Genomic DNA, 16,373 nt, shown 5'->3' on the forward strand with positions numbered 1-16,373 from the left:
TTAGCAATAATGACCTCTTATCATTTATAGAAATTCGACTATGCAAAAATGGATCTTTGGCGCGCTGCTTTTACTGGTTCTCACTTCCTGCAGCTCAGAAAAAAAAGAGAAGACAGCATTTACCCTGATGGGAAATACCGGCGTAGATTTCATTAACACAGTTGCCGATACCAAGGACTTTAATATATTCAGCTATCGCAATTTTTATAATGGTGGTGGTTGTGCTGTTGGTGATATCAATAATGATGGATTGGTTGATCTTGTATTTACTTCAAATATGGGTGAAAACAAACTTTACCTGAATAAAGGAAATTGGGAATTTGAAGATATTACCACCACAGCCGGTATTGCAGAAAAAGGAAAATGGAGTACCGGTGTGGTGATGGTGGATATCAATGCAGATGGTTTACTGGATATTTATATCTGTAATGCCGGTTATCAAAAGGGCATGCGACAGGAGAATGCGCTGTTCATCAATAAAGGAAATCTTAAATTCGAAGAAGCTGCCAAAGTTTATGGCCTGGATAACGATGGATATTCGACCCACGCTGCCTTTTTCGATTATGATCTGGATGGAGATCTGGATTGTTTTATCCTCAACAATAGCTTTATTCCGGTTAACACCCTGAACTATTCCAATAAGCGTGAACTCCGTGCAAAAGACTGGCCTGTAGCTGAATTCCTGAAAGGCGGTGGTTCCTTCCTGCTTAGAAATGATGGTGGCAAATTTGTAGATGTTAGTGAAAGCGCCGGAATTTATGGCAGTCTGATCAGTTTTGGTTTGGGTGTTACCGTAGGAGATATCAATGGCGATCATTATCCGGATATCTATGTTTCCAATGATTTTTTTGAACGCGATTATTTATACATCAATAATCAAAAAGGTGGTTTCACTGAAGAACTCGAGAAAAGAATGCAACATATCAGCCACTCCTCCATGGGCGCCGATATGGGTGATATCAACAACGACGGACTGCCTGATATTTTTGTCACCGAAATGCTTCCCCGGGATGAATATCGCCTCAAAACCACTACCTCCTTCGAACAAATTGAAGTGCAATTGTTGAAACAACGTTCCGGTTTTTATAATCAATATATGCAGAATACCCTGCAGGTGAATAATGGCGATGGAAAGTTTTTGGAAACCGCTTTTTATAGCGGAGTAGCGGCTTCCGACTGGAGCTGGGGTGGATTATTATTTGATGCCGACAACGATGGTAAACAGGACCTCTATGTATGCAACGGAATCTTCCGGGATGTAACTGATCAGGATTTTATCAACTTTTTCGCCAATGAAGTGATCCAGAATATGGTCATGACCGGACAAAAAGAAGAAGTGGATCAGATCATCGAAAAAATGCCTTCTAATCCCATCTCAAATAAAATGTTCCGCAATGCAGGGGATTGGAAATTTGAAGAAGTAGAAGCGGCATGGGGCCTCGCAACACCTTCCTTTTCCAATGGTGCAGCATATGCTGACCTGGATAATGACGGCGATCTGGATCTGATCGTAAACAATGTAAATCAGCCCGCATTTATTTATCGCAATAATGTACGCGAGCAACAGAATCAGCCCTTCATCAGTTTTAAACTGATTGATTCGGGCTTAAATAGAAATGCAATTGGTGCGAAGGTTATGCTCTTTCAGGGAGAGGAAAAGCAAATGCGTGAACTTGTGCCCTCCAGGGGGTTTCAATCATCGGTTGATTATAACCTGCATTTTGGACTGGGAGCAAAATCTATAGATTCCGCTATTGTTATATGGCCTGGCGGATTCCGTCAGTTGATAAAAGAGTTGGAACCTAATAAGCAACATGTCATCCATCGGGAACCTTCATTAAATAAAATAGAGCCAACAACTAAATCTGCCACAACTTTATTAGCATTTTCCGATTCGACGCTTTTTGAAAAACATACCGAAGACGATTACATCGATTTTTATAACGAACGGAATATTCTATGGATGACTTCCAGAGAAGGTCCGCAGGTAGCCAAAGCCGATGTAAATGGAGACGGACTGGAGGATGTTTATATTGGTGGTGCGGGAAAACAGGCAGGACAACTATTCCTGCAAACAGGATCCGGTTTCAGAAAGTCTGCACAAGCTGTTTTTGAAGATTTTAAAAATCAGGAAGATGTGGGATTGGCATTTTTTGATTCGGATCAGGATGGTGATGCAGATCTTTTTATAAGCGCAGGAGGAAATAATCATACCGGTCAGAGTGGTTTATTAAATCATCGCTTATTTATAAATGATGGGAAAGGTAATTTCAGTAAATCAACACAACCACTTCCGGAAAATCAGGCCAATTGTTCTGTTGTACTTCCATTGGATATAGATGCCGATGGTGATCTGGATATTTTTATTGGTGGCCGGTCCATGCCATATCTCTATGGACAGCCAGCCAGTAGTCAGTTGCTATTGAATGATGGTAAGGGAGGATTTCGTTTATACGCGACTGAAAAAGGAAATCCGTTCCGGAAAATCGGAATGATTACCGGTGCTGTTTGGGCAAATATAACCGGTGATGAATCGAAGGAACTTGTATTGGTGGGTGAATGGATGAATCCATTGGTTTTTGAATGGAGAAATAAGCAGCTACAGCAAATGCCTGATTTCTTTAAAGGCTATTCCGGCTGGTGGCAAACCATTGCTGCTGCAGATTTAAACGGGGATGGATACGATGAATTGATCATGGGGAATCTGGGAGATAATTTTTACCTGAAAGCGGATAGCCTGAAGCCCGTGAAAATCTGGTTGAACGATTTTGCAGAAAATGGTATGGTGGAAAAAATAATTACCCATACAGTGAATGGAAAAGATCTTCCTGTATTCATGAAAAGAGAATTGACAGAACAAATTCCCTCCTTAAAAAAACAAAATCTCCGGAATGAACAGTTTGCTGATAAATCGATTCAGGACCTGTTTGCTAAAAAAATAATTTCAAGTGCTGATGTAAAGGAAGTGAATTATACCAAATCATGTATTGTTACCACAGGGCAAGCCGGCATAGTTGCCATCGAACCACTTGCATTTCAATTACAATTATCCTCCATTCATTCCATCCATGTAACTGATTTAAACAGGGATGGTAAAAAGGATCTTGTACTGGGTGGTAATATGTTTTGCCTCCAGCCACAATTTGGGCAGTTGGATGCCAGTTTTGGGCAGGTATTGTTGAATCAGGGAAATGGAAAATTTCAATACCAGACACCGGTTCAATCGGGTTTTTATGTGCCCGGAGCTATTCGGGATATGGAATCCATACAAACAAATAAGGGCATCAAACTGCTGGTACTGCGAAATAATTCTTCACCGCTTTTATTCAGCTATTAATCCACACAGTTCATGAGGAAGAATTTATTTTGTGCTGCCTGCTGTTTGGTGTTATTGTTTTCCTGCCGAAATACGGAAAAAAAAGCTCAGTTTGATTTACTGGATGCCGGTAGTACCGGCCTTGATTTTTCAAACAACCTTACGCCCAGTTCAAAATTCAACATGTTTAATTACATGTATTTCTACAACGGTGCCGGAATTGGTGCAGGTGATTTCAATAAAGACGGTTTAATTGATTTGTTTTTTGCCTCCAACCAGTCGCAAAACAGGCTGTATTTAAATAAGGGCGAACTGAAATTTAAAGACATCACCAAAGAAGCCCTGATTCCCGATGATAAGGGCTGGTCAACTGGTGTGTCTGTGGTGGATATAAACAACGATGGTTTGCTGGATATTTATATCTGCCGCGTATCGGGTTATGAACAGATGCCGGGCAAAAATCAATTATTAATTTGCCAGGGTATTAACGATGGCATCCCAACCTACCAGGATGAGGCGAATGCTTATGGGTTGGATTTTTCCGGATTCAGTACCCAGGCTGCGTTTTTTGATTTTGATCAGGATGGCGACCTCGACCTTTTTTTAATGAATCACTCGGTGCATCACAATGGAACCTTTGGAAAACGTGATCGGTTTATTGGTACCATGCATCCGCAATCCGGTGATCGTTTTTTTGTAAATGAAGCAGGAAAGTATTTCGATAAAACCAAAGAAGTGGGTATTGAGAGTTCAGTTATCGGTTATGGTTTGGGTATCGTAGTCAGCGATCTGAATGCAGACGGATGGCCCGATATTTATATCGGAAATGATTTTCATGAAAATGATTATCTCTATATCAATACAGGGGAGGGGAGTTTTAGGGAGGAACTTACGAGCCGGATGCAGCATACGAGTCAATTCTCCATGGGCGTGGATGCGGGAGATGTAAATAATGACGGATTACCAGATCTTATTTCAGCTGATATGTTGCCTTCCGATCCGCAAATTTTAAAACGGTCTCTCGGTGAGGATGAATACAATCTCTTCATGATGAAGATCGGTTATGGATACCATTATCAGTATACCCGAAATAACCTGCAAAAAAATAACCGTTCTGGCGTTTTTAATGAACTGGGACTCTATGCCGGAGTGGCTGCTACCGATTGGTCCTGGGCACCACTCTGGGCTGATTTTGATAACGATGGATTGAAAGATCTTTTTGTTTCCAATGGTATTCCACGCCGATTGAACGATATTGATTATGTGAACTTTGTTACCAATGAAAGCATTCAGGAAAAAATACGATCCTCCAGTTTAAAGAAGGAGGACATGAGTCTGGTTGAACAATTCCCGCAAATCAAATTACCGAATGCTTTATTTCGGAATGTCGGTGATTTCAAATTTTCGTCAGAAGCATTCAAAGTAAATAAGGATCAACCCGGTTTTTCCAATGGATCTGTAGTGGCAGACCTGGATAATGACGGTGATCTTGATATTGTTACCAATAATATTGATGATCCTGTTTTTGTATATCGCAATAACCAGCAGGAAATGGACAGTTCAGCCTGCCTGCAGCTCAGTTTAATTGGGCCGGATCAGAATAAAAATGCCATTGGGACTGCTGTATATATTTATTCCGATTCGTCCATACTGTATTATGAAAAATATCCGGTTCGCGGATTTCAATCCTCTATGGAGCAGCCCCTGCATATAGGAATTGGTAAACTGAAAGTGGATTCTGTTCTGCTGGTTTGGCCAGACCAGACCAGTCTCAAACTGACCAACCCGAAATTGAATTCAAAAATGGAAGTTCGGTATGAGCAAGGTGGGGCTCCATTTGATAAATCGCAGGCAATGCCAAAAGTGCATCAACTTTTGGTTGAAGATATTTCCAGTGCATCCGGAATTAAACTTTTTCATAAAGAAAATCCGTTTGTGGAGTTTAATCGGGAGCCCCTGATTCCTTTTATGTTATCCACGGAAGGCCCGGCTTTGGCAGTGGCAGATATTAATGGGGATGGAACGGAAGATATTTTTTTGGGTTCCTCCAAGTCGAATAAAGCCAGTGTCCTTTTACAATCTGCCGACGGTAAATTTAAACCTATGCACCAGCCTGCATTGGAAGCCGATAGTATGTATGAAGAAGTAGATGCTGTGTGGCTGGATATCAATGGGGATGGCTATCCTGACCTGGTTACTGCAAGTGGAGGAAATGAGTATTATGGGAAAGATTCCAAATTATTACCGAGGGCTTATTTAAATGATGGAAAAGGTTTGTTGCGATTATTGCCGGATGCCTTTAACGCTGTTTTGCTCACAGCATCCTGTATAAAAGCTGCGGATTTGAATGGCGATGGGAAAATTGATCTTTTTATAGGAGCCAGATCAGTTCCATACGATTATGGTACCATTCCCAAATCCTATTTTCTTATGAATGATGGAAGTGGACATTTTTCCGACCAAACCGATCTGCTGGCACCGGATAAAGGTCTTTTAGGGCTTGTTAAAAATGCGGAGTGGTTTGATCTGGATGGGGATGGCGATAAGGATTTGCTGCTAGCACTTGAATGGGACGGGCTGGTTGTGTTGGAAAATAATAAAACAGGATTTAAAAAAAGGAAAATATTGGATGATTCCGGCTGGTGGAATTTTCTTATTCCGGTTGATATAAATAAGGATGGACTGCCTGACCTGGTTGCCGGGAATCAGGGCTACAATAACCGCCTGAAGCCAACAAAGGAAGAACCTGTTCGAATGTATGTAAATGATTTTGATGCGAACGGAAAAAAAGAACAAATACTTACCTATTATATAGAAGGGAAAGAAAATATTTTCGCCAACAAGATGGAGCTGGAAAAACAATTACCTTATCTGAAAAAGAAATTCCTGTTCGCCGGCGATTTTGCAAAAGCAGACATCAATGAAATAATTGACCAATCCAAACTGGATGACTCAAAACTATTTTATGCAACCAGTTTTAATAGCGGTTACCTCCTGAATAAAGGCAACTGGAAATTTGAGTGGCATAGTTTTCCATGGGAAGTTCAACTTAGTCCATTCCGATCCACTGAACTGACTGATGTTAATCAGGATGGGTGGCTGGATCTGTTGGTTGGATCAAATTTTTATGCCAATTCCATTCAAATGGGAAGAAATGATGCCGGTACCGGGGCTGTGCTGATTAACGAGCGAGGTAGAGGATTCCGTTATGCTGATTGGAGTCCGGTAGTGAAAGGTGAACTGCGTCGTATTTCCAAAATTCAACTGGATAAAGAGCCTGCTTTTTTGATTGCCCGTAACAATGATAGTTTAAAACTCGTCCGGATAAAAGGACTTACTCAAAAATAAGGATAGTAAACCCTGAGTTCCACTTCCTGGTTATCTGATTGGATTGTTACATCCACTGGAAGTTCGGCATACGGAATAGCCATGTTTACCAAATCATAATCAGTTTTATAGCGTTCCAGTGCTTCAAATGCAAGATTCAATTGATTAAATCGACCTTTAAATGCTGCCACCAGTAAATTTTTCTTATAGGGCATCTGTTTGAATTCAATTCCTGTTGGAAGCGTTTCGGTAAGTGGCGTGTGAATGGAAATGCTGGCATTCAACTGGCTATAATTGCTGTCCATTCGGTAAATGTTAAAAATACGTACTCCCCTATAACTAAGTTTTTTTTCTGCCGCGTATTGTATGAGCGAATCATAAACCAGGTTCATTTTAGATAGCAAACTGTCAGTAGGAACCAGGATGGTTTTAAATAAATAGGTAGTGTCCTGAACGGTGGTGCGTTCAATTTTGTAGCCGTATAATAATTCCGTGTTTATTAAGTAGGAATTCATTCTTTCCGCCAACAAGTTAACCGGATCATTTTTAGAAGGAAGGATAAATTGAATTCCTTTTTTGAAATATTGAAATCGTAACTGACTGGTAGATGGTTTCTGGATCTTGGGTTGAATCAGTAAACGAACCAATTGCTCCTGTTGATTCCTGTTGCGAATCCTTAAAAGGTACGTATATGGATTTAGTTCTTTAATTGTCAGGCTTGAATCCTGTAGAATGTGTTGGGCGGTTTTATCCGCAGAAACCGGACTATTGATAGTTATTTCACTCTGAAAATTTTTGGTCAATAGCACTATTAAAACAAGTACTGTTGCCAGTATTATTGTGAGCGTCAGGATATTTTTTCTTTTCATTTTCTTATAAAATCGGGTAACAGAGTTTAATTCGTATTTTATCTTCCGGTTGAAAACCAAATCCGGGTGAAAGTAAATCTTCGAATGGTAACATGTATCCCACCAGTGAATAATCTTTTCGGTATTGATCCAATGCCTTGTAGGCCTTATCAATATCTTTATAAGCCCCCTTGAATTCAGCTGTCAGCATTTGTTTGCCTGCGGGTAATTTTTTTTGCCCGATTCCAAGAGCCGCCTGCCTTTCCAACAAACAGGATACCACTACTCCCGTAAAAATATTGATCCTGCCACTATCAGTTGCCTGCTGATAGAAAATCCGCCTGCCCGACCAGTCAACCGGATGTTTTTTTATATGATTGATCAGGCTGTCAAACAATTGGGTAGTTGCTGCCGCTTTTTCTTCTGGCAAAACTGTTTTAGTCATAAACAGATAACAACTGTCGGTGATGGTTTCTTTTTTAATTACAAAACCATAAAAACGCTGTGTGTTATTAGTGAAAGCTTCCAGTTCTTTCAAACTCGTTACCACCTGTTCATCAATCGGATCGGGATCAATCCATCTTTTCCAGATGGTTCGATAAACGGAAGCTTCAACCAGACAATCTCCTTTAGAAGATGGGTCGGCTGAAATATCAAAATCAATCCTTCGTTTAATATCATCCGTTTCAATGGCCATCACAATATGGCCGGGTTGCTCCGCAACCAGCTCAATTCCATGACCATCCATATACAAACCGGATCTGTCACCATCCAGTTTTCCGATCTCCGAACTGTCGGCATTTACAAAGGGATAAAACCATTTCCGAAGTTGTTCCGCTGTTCGGAACTGATCCATCGTGCGGTTAAGCGAATAAGGAACTTTTGCGGTAGCACTGAACTGAATGGGAACTGAAACAGATGTTAATAACACCAGGCCGGTAATACCCAACAATAAAATAATAATAAACTTCCGGCCTTTTAACATAAATGGTGATTACTTGGGATAGTGTTGGTAAATTTAATAAGCAAGCCGCTAAATTCTGCTATATATGATGAAACTATTTATTAATCTGTCGTTTGTAGCTTTTTCTTTGCTGGCAATCACAGAAACCGCTGCACAAACCATCGATCCATGGAAACTTTCCGCCTCCAATCCGGATGCCTCTGATTATTATGGAATTACAGTGGCCAATGGAATGATCGGGCTTGTATCATCCGCTGCTCCCTTAACAGTGAAAGAAGTAGTGCTTGCCGGAGCCTACGACCAATATGGACGGGGCAGGGTGAGCAATTTTTTGCGCAGCTTTAATTTATTGAACTGTACCCTTGAAATTGATGGAAAACTCATGGATAACCACCAGGTTTCCAACTTTACACAAACCCTTGATATGAAGGCAGGGGCATTTACAGCAAGTTTTGATTATGCAGATAAGGCCAGCGTGGAATATAGTTATTTTGCCCTTCGTCATTTGCCTTATACTGTATTGATGGATATCAGTATTCAGCCAAAGAAAAATATTTCGGTTAAAATGGCCAGTGTTATGGAAGCACCCGATGCTTTGCGCGATGTGCAGAATTATTACAATGAAATTGATCGTCCCCATGTGGTGCTCAGCCTCCTGACCTCTTCTGCTAAAAGTCCGGCTGGAAAATTATTACTCTGTGCCTCCAATACTTTTTTATTCGAAGAAAAACATGGACATGAACCCAGAGTGATTCATGAAATGTGGGACAATAATCGCCACCTGATGAAATTCAGCAAAGAATTAAAAGCTGGAGAAAATTATCGGTTCGCTATTGCTGGTTCATCCATTACTTCCGCGCACCACGATGATCCGCTGAATGAAGCCGAACGCCTGACTATTTATGCCCGACTTGAAGGAAGAGACCGCTTGCTTAAATTTCATCAACAGGCCTGGAATGAACTTTGGAAAAGTGATATCATCATTGAAGGTGATCCGCAGGCACAACAGGATATCCACAGCATGCTCTATCATCTCTATTCCTTCGCAAGAGAGGGAACAGCTTTCTCCCCTTCACCCATGGGATTATCCGGACTCGGATACAATGGCCATGTATTCTGGGATACAGAATTATGGATGTTCCCCGCCCTGCTGACCCTGCAGCCTGCTATTGCAAAAAGTTTGGTTGAATATCGTTTTCAGCGGCTGGAAGCGGCAAGGAGAAATGCTTTTTCCAAAGGATTTAAAGGCGCCATGTTTCCATGGGAAAGCGCTGATTCTGGTGTGGAAGAAACCCCGGTTTGGGCATTAAGCGGACCATTTGAACATCATATAACGGCCTGTGTGGCTATTGCTGCCTGGAATTATTATTGCGTTACCCAGGATAAAAACTGGTTGCGCGATAAAGGATACCCCATACTTTCTGAAACGGCCGATTTCTGGGCAAGCCGGGTGGAACGTGCTGGTCCCGGACAATACAATATCAACAATGTGGTAGCAGCAGATGAATGGGCAGAAAACGTCGACAATAATGCTTTCACCAATGCAGCGGCAAAAGCGAATCTTCGTTTTGCAACGGAAGCTGCAAAATTATTGGGTATTACACCGAATGCAGATTGGGCATTGGTTGCTTCCAATATTCCGATTCTGAAATTTCCCGATGGTGTAACGCAGGAACATGCCAGCTATAAGGGAGAAGGGATCAAACAGGCGGATGTTAATTTGCTTTCTTATCCCCTGAAGGAAATTACAGATCCGAAAGCAATCAGGAAAGATCTTGAATATTATGAACAACGTGTGCCGGATGAAGGAACCCCCGCAATGACACAAGCCGTATTTACAACCCTCTATGCACGCCTGGGAGATAAGGAGAAAGCCCTGCATTGGTTCAAAGACTCCTATTTACCCAACCTGAATCCGCCGTTCAGAGTTATAGCGGAAACCAAAGGAGGAACTAATCCTTATTTTGCAACTGGTGCAGGTGGTGTGATACAAAGTGTGCTGATGGGGTTCGGCGGATTGGAAATAACACCCAAAGGAATTGTGCAGATTAAATCAGTACTGCCTTCCCATTGGAAAAAACTGACCATTACAGGGGTGGGGCCGGATAAAAAGACCTTTGTTGTACAACAGTAAAAATTAGCTTATGGATCTACGTTTTATTTCAAACATTGTAGCCGGAATGCTTTTGTCGATGGGTGGGATGGCGCAGGACAGTTTGCCCAAAAGTCCTGATTTGCTTTATGCCGAACTTTTTTCTGATGTACAACTGGCAAGAATATTTCCCGACGGCAAAACTTTTGCGGATGCCATACCGGTTATGAGTCCGGAAGAAATCGTACTGGCTTATCGGAAAGCGCAGAAAAATCCGGAAACCAAATTTTCACTTACGCAATTCGTTAGAAATTATTTCATACTGCCTGATTCCACCGCTTCTGTCTTTCAATCCAATCCGAATCATTCCATAACAGAACATATTCAGGAGCTGTGGAAAGTACTGAAAAGAGAAAAAGATACGGCAATAAAAGGCTCCTCTCTGCTGCCTTTACCACATCCCTATATTGTACCCGGCGGTCGCTTCAGGGAAATTTATTATTGGGATTCCTATTTCACGCTGCTTGGATTGAAAGAAAGCAGGGAATATGAATTGATGGAGAATATGATTGATAATTTTGCCTATCTGATCAATACCTATGGCCATATTCCCAACGGAAACCGAACCTATTACCTGAGTCGCTCACAGCCTCCTTTTTTTAGCCTGATGGTGGAATTGCTTGCTTCTGTAAAAGGCGATCAGGTTATCCTTCAATACCTTCCTTCCATGGAAAAAGAATACCGGTATTGGATGGAAGGTGCGGGCAACCTGAAGAAAGGACAGGCTTTTAAACGAGTGGTTTCAATGGGCAACGAATCCATATTAAATCGCTATTGGGATGAAAGCGCCACACCCCGGCCCGAAAGTTATAAAGAGGATATCGAAACAGCCAAAAAATCAACCCGAAATAAAACCAGCGTATTCCAGCATTTACGGGCAGGTGCCGCCAGCGGATGGGATTTTAGCAGCCGATGGCTGCCTGATGGTAAAACACTATCAACAATTGAAACAGCTGATATTATTCCCGTTGATCTGAATAGTTTGCTGGTTGGAGTGGAAAATAGTTTGGCTAGAGCATATAAAATTGCAAAGGAAGATTCCATTTCCATGCTTTATGAAACTGCTGCAGAAAAAAGACAGCAGTCTATTGAAAAATATTGCTGGAGCAGGGAATTGAAATTTTATACCGATTACAATTTTAAAAAAGCAACGCTCACCAAACAGATTACTCCAGCCGGGCTATTCCCCTTTGTTTTTTTCTCACATAAACAGGGGTATTTAAGTTTGATTGCAAGACAGGCAGCTGTTGTGGTACAGGAAAAATTATTACAGCCCGGGGGATTACAAACCAGTCTGCAAACAACCGGCGAACAATGGGATGCTCCCAACGGATGGGCACCTCTTCAATGGATGGCAGTAATGGGATTGGCAAGAAGTGGACAGATCGGCTTGGCAAAAGAGATTGCTCAACGCTGGACCCGCCTGAATGAAAAAGTGTATAAAGAAACAGGTAAACTCATGGAGAAATATAACGTAGTGGATTTAACCCTGCCTGCAGGTGGGGGTGAATACAAGGCACAGGATGGGTTCGGCTGGACAAATGGTGTGTATCTGGCCATGATTGCCTGGCTGAAACAACCGGTTTAACTTAATTCACCTCTCAATCTTCGTGCGGCCGTATGTAATGCCTGATCAATTGCTTCCTCAATTGGCAGTTCTCTTAACCACGCGTTGATAAATCCCGCCCAAAAGCTGTCGCCGGCACCTGTGCTGTCTTTTACCTCCACAGGTGGAGCTCCCTGATGCTGCCAATCCTGTTCTGCAGTTTTAAACCAAACACCTTCACTGCCGCAGGTGAGGCAGGCCACTGTCGCCGGAAAATTCGAGAGGTATTCTTTAGCTGATTCTATTGTTTGCTCAGTACCCAAAAAACGGCTGGCATCATCCAGACTGAATTTCAAGATTGGTTTGAAAGAGAGTACGGCCTTAAAAATAAGGGATGAATTATTGTCAGGGCCCCAGATTTTTTCTGAATAATTCCAGTCCACACTAAGTTGTATTCCTGCTTGCCTGGCCCGCTGAAGTGCAGTCAGAATGGTTGTTTGTGCAGGTTCTTTGCTTAAGGCAAATGCAGTAGTATGGATGAGGTCTGCTTTTGTATACCAGGCAGGATCAATTCTTCCGATCTGCATATCGGCATCCCGATAGGGAATGAAATCGGGTGTGCCTTTGCTTTTTCCAACCGCAATCAAACTGGTAGTATGTATGGGTGAAATTTTAATCAGACTGGTATCGATATGTTTTTGTTTTAAATCCCTCAGAATTATATCTGCAAATCCATCTTTTCCAACCGTAGCAACCAGTTGAGAAGAGGTTCCCAACTGATGCAGAAAACGGCAGAAATTAGCCGGACTGCCACCTGGTTTTAATTCCAATTGTGAAGCCATTGAAAGATCGTTTACAAAATCTGTCGAAACAGCATCAATCAATGCTTCTCCAATAGCTAAAACATGTTTAGTTTTCATCTTGCTGATTTAAATAAACAAACGTTTCCCTTCCAGGTAATTGATGGCCAGTACATGGCCGCCTGCACTCCAGGTGCAATATGGTACACCAATAGGTTCCCCTTTTTCTCCATGCAAACATTCATTGTATTGAAAATTATTCTTTTGGTTGGCAGCTTCGATCTGCATTGTAACCGCGGCAGCAAATTCAGCATCTCCCGATTGCATGGCGGCTGCAGCTAAAAAACCATTCCAAACCGGCCACAATCCGCCATTATGAAATTCATGCGGCTTGTTGCGGAAACTGTAAGCAAAATTATTTTCAAGTTCCTTCATATCGGGATCTGTATAATTGATTGCCGGATAAAAAGAAGGTAACATATGATTCATTCGAAGTCCTAATCCCTGCATAAACTGTAAGGCTTCTCTGTTCTCTTCTGCATTTCCGATTCCCAATAAAATAGCCAGGCAGTTCGCCTGCAAGTCAAATTGATGGTAAATTCTGGCGGGATTAAATCCCATCAGCCAATAGCCTTGAGGAGCTGCATCGAGTTGGTGCTTCAGATTGGGTGCATAGAGCGGACCTTTACCCAATCGGTTCCAGAAATTGATTTCAATTATCTGTTTAATGGAGCTGGCCTTGCTTAACCAGTTTTCTCTTTCATAAACAAGGGAAGCTAATCGAAGTGCCCATACACGAAGGAGCTGATTGAAGAGTATATACCCATGTTGGATGTATTCATCCGCCCAATCACCACTTTGCGGAACATACAGCAGTTCTTTGCCATTATATTCCCATGCATCCATAACCGAAAAACATTTTTCAACCTGGTGTATATAGGTTTGTGCAAGTGAACGATCATTTTGTAATAAAGTATACTGGCATAAACCAATCACAGCCCAACTGGGATTATCGGCTCTGCCAACCGTGCCTCCATAACTCACTCCTTTACCCGGGCTCACATTGGAGGGCATGAATCCGCTTGGGTGTTGGTTCTTAAAAATGGTTTGCAGGGTGTACTGAACTGTTTCAATCAGATCGGGTTCTCCGCTTAATAATGCTGCAAGGCTGTTGATGGTGCCATCGCGCGTCCAGATTCTTCGGTAATTATCCTGCTCCTGCAGGCTGGCCACAAATCCATGCGGTGTGGAAGCCTTGCGCAGGATCTCAATGGAACGATGATAATCAGATAAATTAATCATGGCTTACTGGTGCGGGTTTGATACGTAGTGTGGCCATCGCGGCTAAAAATAGAAGGGCCGCAGCAAAAAGGATGGCATTGCCCGGAATGCTTCCCAGGAGATTGGTATAGATCCATCCAAAACTAAGTGTTTGCAAAATCATAGGGATGACAATCATCATGTTAATGATGCCCATATAAACACCATAGCGTTCTTTTGGGATGCTGCCAACCACCATTACATAGGGAATACCCATCATGCTGGCCCAGGCAATACCAAAACCAACCATAGGAAGAAAAAGCAGGGTACGATCTCTTATTTGGGGAAAAGCCCATAACGCGATACTTGCCATCAGCAGACAGGTTACATGGAGCCATTTGGCTCCCATTTTTTTTGCCATCCACACCAGTAAGAAGGCTGATAAAAAAGTAACGATATTGTAAAAGCCGTTGACTTGTCCGGCCAGCACAACAGCATCTTCATAAGCAGCTCCATTGCTATCGGTATTAAAAACAGATGCCGCAATACTAAGCGAAACATATTGCCAGTAACAAAACATAGCATACCATTGAAAAAGATAAACCAGCGCCAATTGCCACATAACGGGTGGCATATTTTTAAGCGCACTACCGATTTCGCGAAAGGGTTCAAGCAGCCCTTTTTTCTGTGCTTTAAGATGTGCCAGTTCTTCGATGGTTGGCGGTATTTCCGGTGTTGTTAGAACAGACCACAAAACAGAAAGGATCGAACAGATACCCCCAACAAAAAAGGATCCGTAAACCCAATAGGGAATACCTGAATGAGAAGTGCCCGAGATGATGTCTTTGAAAAATCCGAGAGACAGGTTGGCCAGGGTTATTCCCAATCCGGTGAAAAAACTCTGGGTTAAAAAGCCGAGTGGCTGTTGTTTTGCCGGTAGCTTATCGGCAATGAATGCCCGATAAGGTTCCATTGCGGTGTTATTGGCAGCATCAAGAATCCAAAGGAGCCCGGCTGCCATCCACAAGGCTCTGCTGAATGGAAATGCAAAGAGACAAATGCTGCAGACAATAGCGCCAATAAGAAAATAGGGTTTTCGTCTGCCCCAGCGGGGATGCCAGGTGCGGTCACTCATCGCACCAATAATGGGTTGAATGAGAAGTCCGGTCATAGGACCGGCCAGATTAAGAATGGGCAGTTCTTCCGGTTTGGCTTCGAGAAAAGTATAAAGCGGATTAATAGCAGTTTGCTGTAAGCCGAAACTATACTGAATGCCGAAGAAACCCACATTCATATTGATTATTTGCCAGAAACTCAGGGTGGGTTTTTGCAGCTGCATAAGCAATCGTTGGTTATACTTAAAAATACTATTTAGGTTTCGGTTTGTTCTGGAGATCTCCACAGCAAACCGTTGCGTTATCTTTGTGGATATGATAGATCCCCTGATTGCCTGCATTCTGAAGAATCAATCCGGATTTCATCCGGTGGTTTCGTTTACTCCCGGTACGGATCAGCTTGCTTCGCTGAATTTAACCAAAGAGGGAGATCTGCCAGTAGGGATGGCTGAACGACTGAAAGAATTTCTTCCCTATATAGAGCAGGTTCGACTTCGCAAAAATGCCCGTTACCTGATAGGCGGATACAACGAATTAAGAGAAATGTATAGCAGGAGCGGGTTGTTTGATGATGGATCGGAGCCGCGGCGTTTGCATATTGGAGTAGATATATGGGGGCCGGCAGGAACGGAAATATTCGCCTTTATGGGAGGTATGGTACATAGTTTGGGATGGAATGATTCTCTGGGTGATTACGGCGCAACGATCATTTTACTGCATCAACTGGATGGCATACCTTTTTATACCCTCTATGGTCATTTGTCCAAAGCGGATATTCAGGCGCTTTCACCCGGACAATACATCAATCGCGGACAGCTGTTTGCACATTTTGGTAAGCCCGGGGAAAATGGTCAATGGCCACCACATTTGCATTTTCAGGTAATCCGTGATATCGGAATGTATGAAGGAGATTATCCTGGTGTGGTCCGGCTGAGTGAACGGGAACATTGGCTGACTAACTGCCCTGATCCCGATCTTATTTTGCAGATGAATAAATTTCTGTGATCCCGATTTTCCTATTATAGAAAAGTTTAATTTCAGTTTC

At 42.3% G+C, this 16,373-nt stretch carries 10 protein-coding genes; 5 read left to right on the forward strand and 5 right to left on the reverse strand.

Features of this window, described 5'->3' with window-relative positions:
• Positions 1-40: 40 nt before the first annotated feature.
• Both B2746_RS14755 and B2746_RS14760 read left to right on the forward strand, forming a co-directional pair.
• Complete coding sequence (locus B2746_RS14755; RefSeq protein ID WP_290795402.1) at positions 41-3,337, forward strand: FG-GAP-like repeat-containing protein; 3,297 nt, start codon at positions 41-43, stop codon at positions 3,335-3,337.
• 12 nt (positions 3,338-3,349) lie between these two features.
• Complete coding sequence (locus B2746_RS14760; protein ID WP_290795404.1) at positions 3,350-6,664, forward strand: VCBS repeat-containing protein; 3,315 nt, start codon at positions 3,350-3,352, stop codon at positions 6,662-6,664.
• Here B2746_RS14760 and B2746_RS14765 read toward each other — a convergent pair.
• A complete protein-coding gene (locus tag B2746_RS14765) occupies positions 6,655-7,512 on the reverse strand; it encodes a hypothetical protein (RefSeq protein WP_290795407.1) in 858 nt (285 codons plus the stop codon). The two genes, B2746_RS14760 and B2746_RS14765, sit on opposite strands and share 10 nt — an antisense overlap.
• A gap of 4 nt (positions 7,513-7,516) precedes the next feature.
• The gene (locus tag B2746_RS14770) at positions 7,517-8,476 is read right to left on the reverse strand and encodes a GyrI-like domain-containing protein (RefSeq protein WP_290795409.1); all 960 of its coding nucleotides are present in this window, start codon (positions 8,474-8,476) and stop codon (positions 7,517-7,519) included.
• 64 nt (positions 8,477-8,540) lie between these two features.
• On the opposite strand from B2746_RS14770, the gene B2746_RS14775 reads away from it, so the two are divergent.
• Complete coding sequence (locus tag B2746_RS14775) at positions 8,541-10,589, forward strand: glycosyl hydrolase family 95 catalytic domain-containing protein (RefSeq protein WP_290795411.1); 2,049 nt, start codon at positions 8,541-8,543, stop codon at positions 10,587-10,589.
• A 10-nt stretch (positions 10,590-10,599) separates the two neighbouring features.
• Complete coding sequence (treA, locus tag B2746_RS14780) at positions 10,600-12,195, forward strand: alpha,alpha-trehalase TreA (RefSeq protein ID WP_290795413.1); 1,596 nt, start codon at positions 10,600-10,602, stop codon at positions 12,193-12,195.
• Here treA and B2746_RS14785 read toward each other — a convergent pair.
• From B2746_RS14785 to B2746_RS14795, 3 genes are read right to left on the reverse strand one after another with little or no spacing between them, the layout of a single operon-like run.
• On the reverse strand, positions 12,192-13,073 hold the full coding sequence (locus tag B2746_RS14785) for a carbohydrate kinase family protein (RefSeq protein WP_290795415.1): 882 nt from the start codon (positions 13,071-13,073) through the stop codon (positions 12,192-12,194). The genes treA and B2746_RS14785 overlap by 4 nt on opposite strands.
• Before the next feature lie 9 nt (positions 13,074-13,082).
• Positions 13,083-14,255, reverse strand: coding sequence for a glycoside hydrolase 100 family protein (locus tag B2746_RS14790; protein WP_290795417.1), 1,173 nt, complete (start codon positions 14,253-14,255; stop codon positions 13,083-13,085).
• Positions 14,248-15,552, reverse strand: a complete 1,305-nt coding sequence (locus B2746_RS14795; protein ID WP_290795420.1) for an MFS transporter — start codon at positions 15,550-15,552, stop codon at positions 14,248-14,250. The genes B2746_RS14790 and B2746_RS14795 overlap by 8 nt, the downstream gene beginning before the upstream one ends.
• 91 nt (positions 15,553-15,643) lie before the next feature.
• Here B2746_RS14795 and B2746_RS14800 point away from each other — a divergent pair, with 91 nt between their 5' ends.
• Positions 15,644-16,333 carry a peptidoglycan DD-metalloendopeptidase family protein gene (locus B2746_RS14800; RefSeq protein WP_290795421.1) on the forward strand — a complete coding sequence of 230 codons (690 nt, stop codon included), beginning with the start codon at positions 15,644-15,646 and terminating at the stop codon, positions 16,331-16,333.
• Positions 16,334-16,373: the final 40 nt, after the last annotated feature.

It is taken from the genome of Flavihumibacter sp. UBA7668, assembly GCF_002483205.1.
GTDB lineage: Bacteria > Bacteroidota > Bacteroidia > Chitinophagales > Chitinophagaceae > Flavihumibacter.

Coding starts and splice junctions, on each gene's coding strand:
- B2746_RS14755 (WP_290795402.1), top strand. CDS start 41: ATGCAAAAATGGATCTTTGGCGCGCTGCTTTTACTGGTTCTCACTTCC.
- B2746_RS14760 (WP_290795404.1), top strand. CDS start 3,350: ATGAGGAAGAATTTATTTTGTGCTGCCTGCTGTTTGGTGTTATTGTTT.
- B2746_RS14765 (WP_290795407.1), bottom strand. CDS start 7,512: ATGAAAAGAAAAAATATCCTGACGCTCACAATAATACTGGCAACAGTA.
- B2746_RS14770 (WP_290795409.1), bottom strand. CDS start 8,476: ATGTTAAAAGGCCGGAAGTTTATTATTATTTTATTGTTGGGTATTACC.
- B2746_RS14775 (WP_290795411.1), top strand. CDS start 8,541: ATGATGAAACTATTTATTAATCTGTCGTTTGTAGCTTTTTCTTTGCTG.
- treA (WP_290795413.1), top strand. CDS start 10,600: ATGGATCTACGTTTTATTTCAAACATTGTAGCCGGAATGCTTTTGTCG.
- B2746_RS14785 (WP_290795415.1), bottom strand. CDS start 13,073: ATGAAAACTAAACATGTTTTAGCTATTGGAGAAGCATTGATTGATGCT.
- B2746_RS14790 (WP_290795417.1), bottom strand. CDS start 14,255: ATGATTAATTTATCTGATTATCATCGTTCCATTGAGATCCTGCGCAAG.
- B2746_RS14795 (WP_290795420.1), bottom strand. CDS start 15,552: ATGCAGCTGCAAAAACCCACCCTGAGTTTCTGGCAAATAATCAATATG.
- B2746_RS14800 (WP_290795421.1), top strand. CDS start 15,644: ATGATAGATCCCCTGATTGCCTGCATTCTGAAGAATCAATCCGGATTT.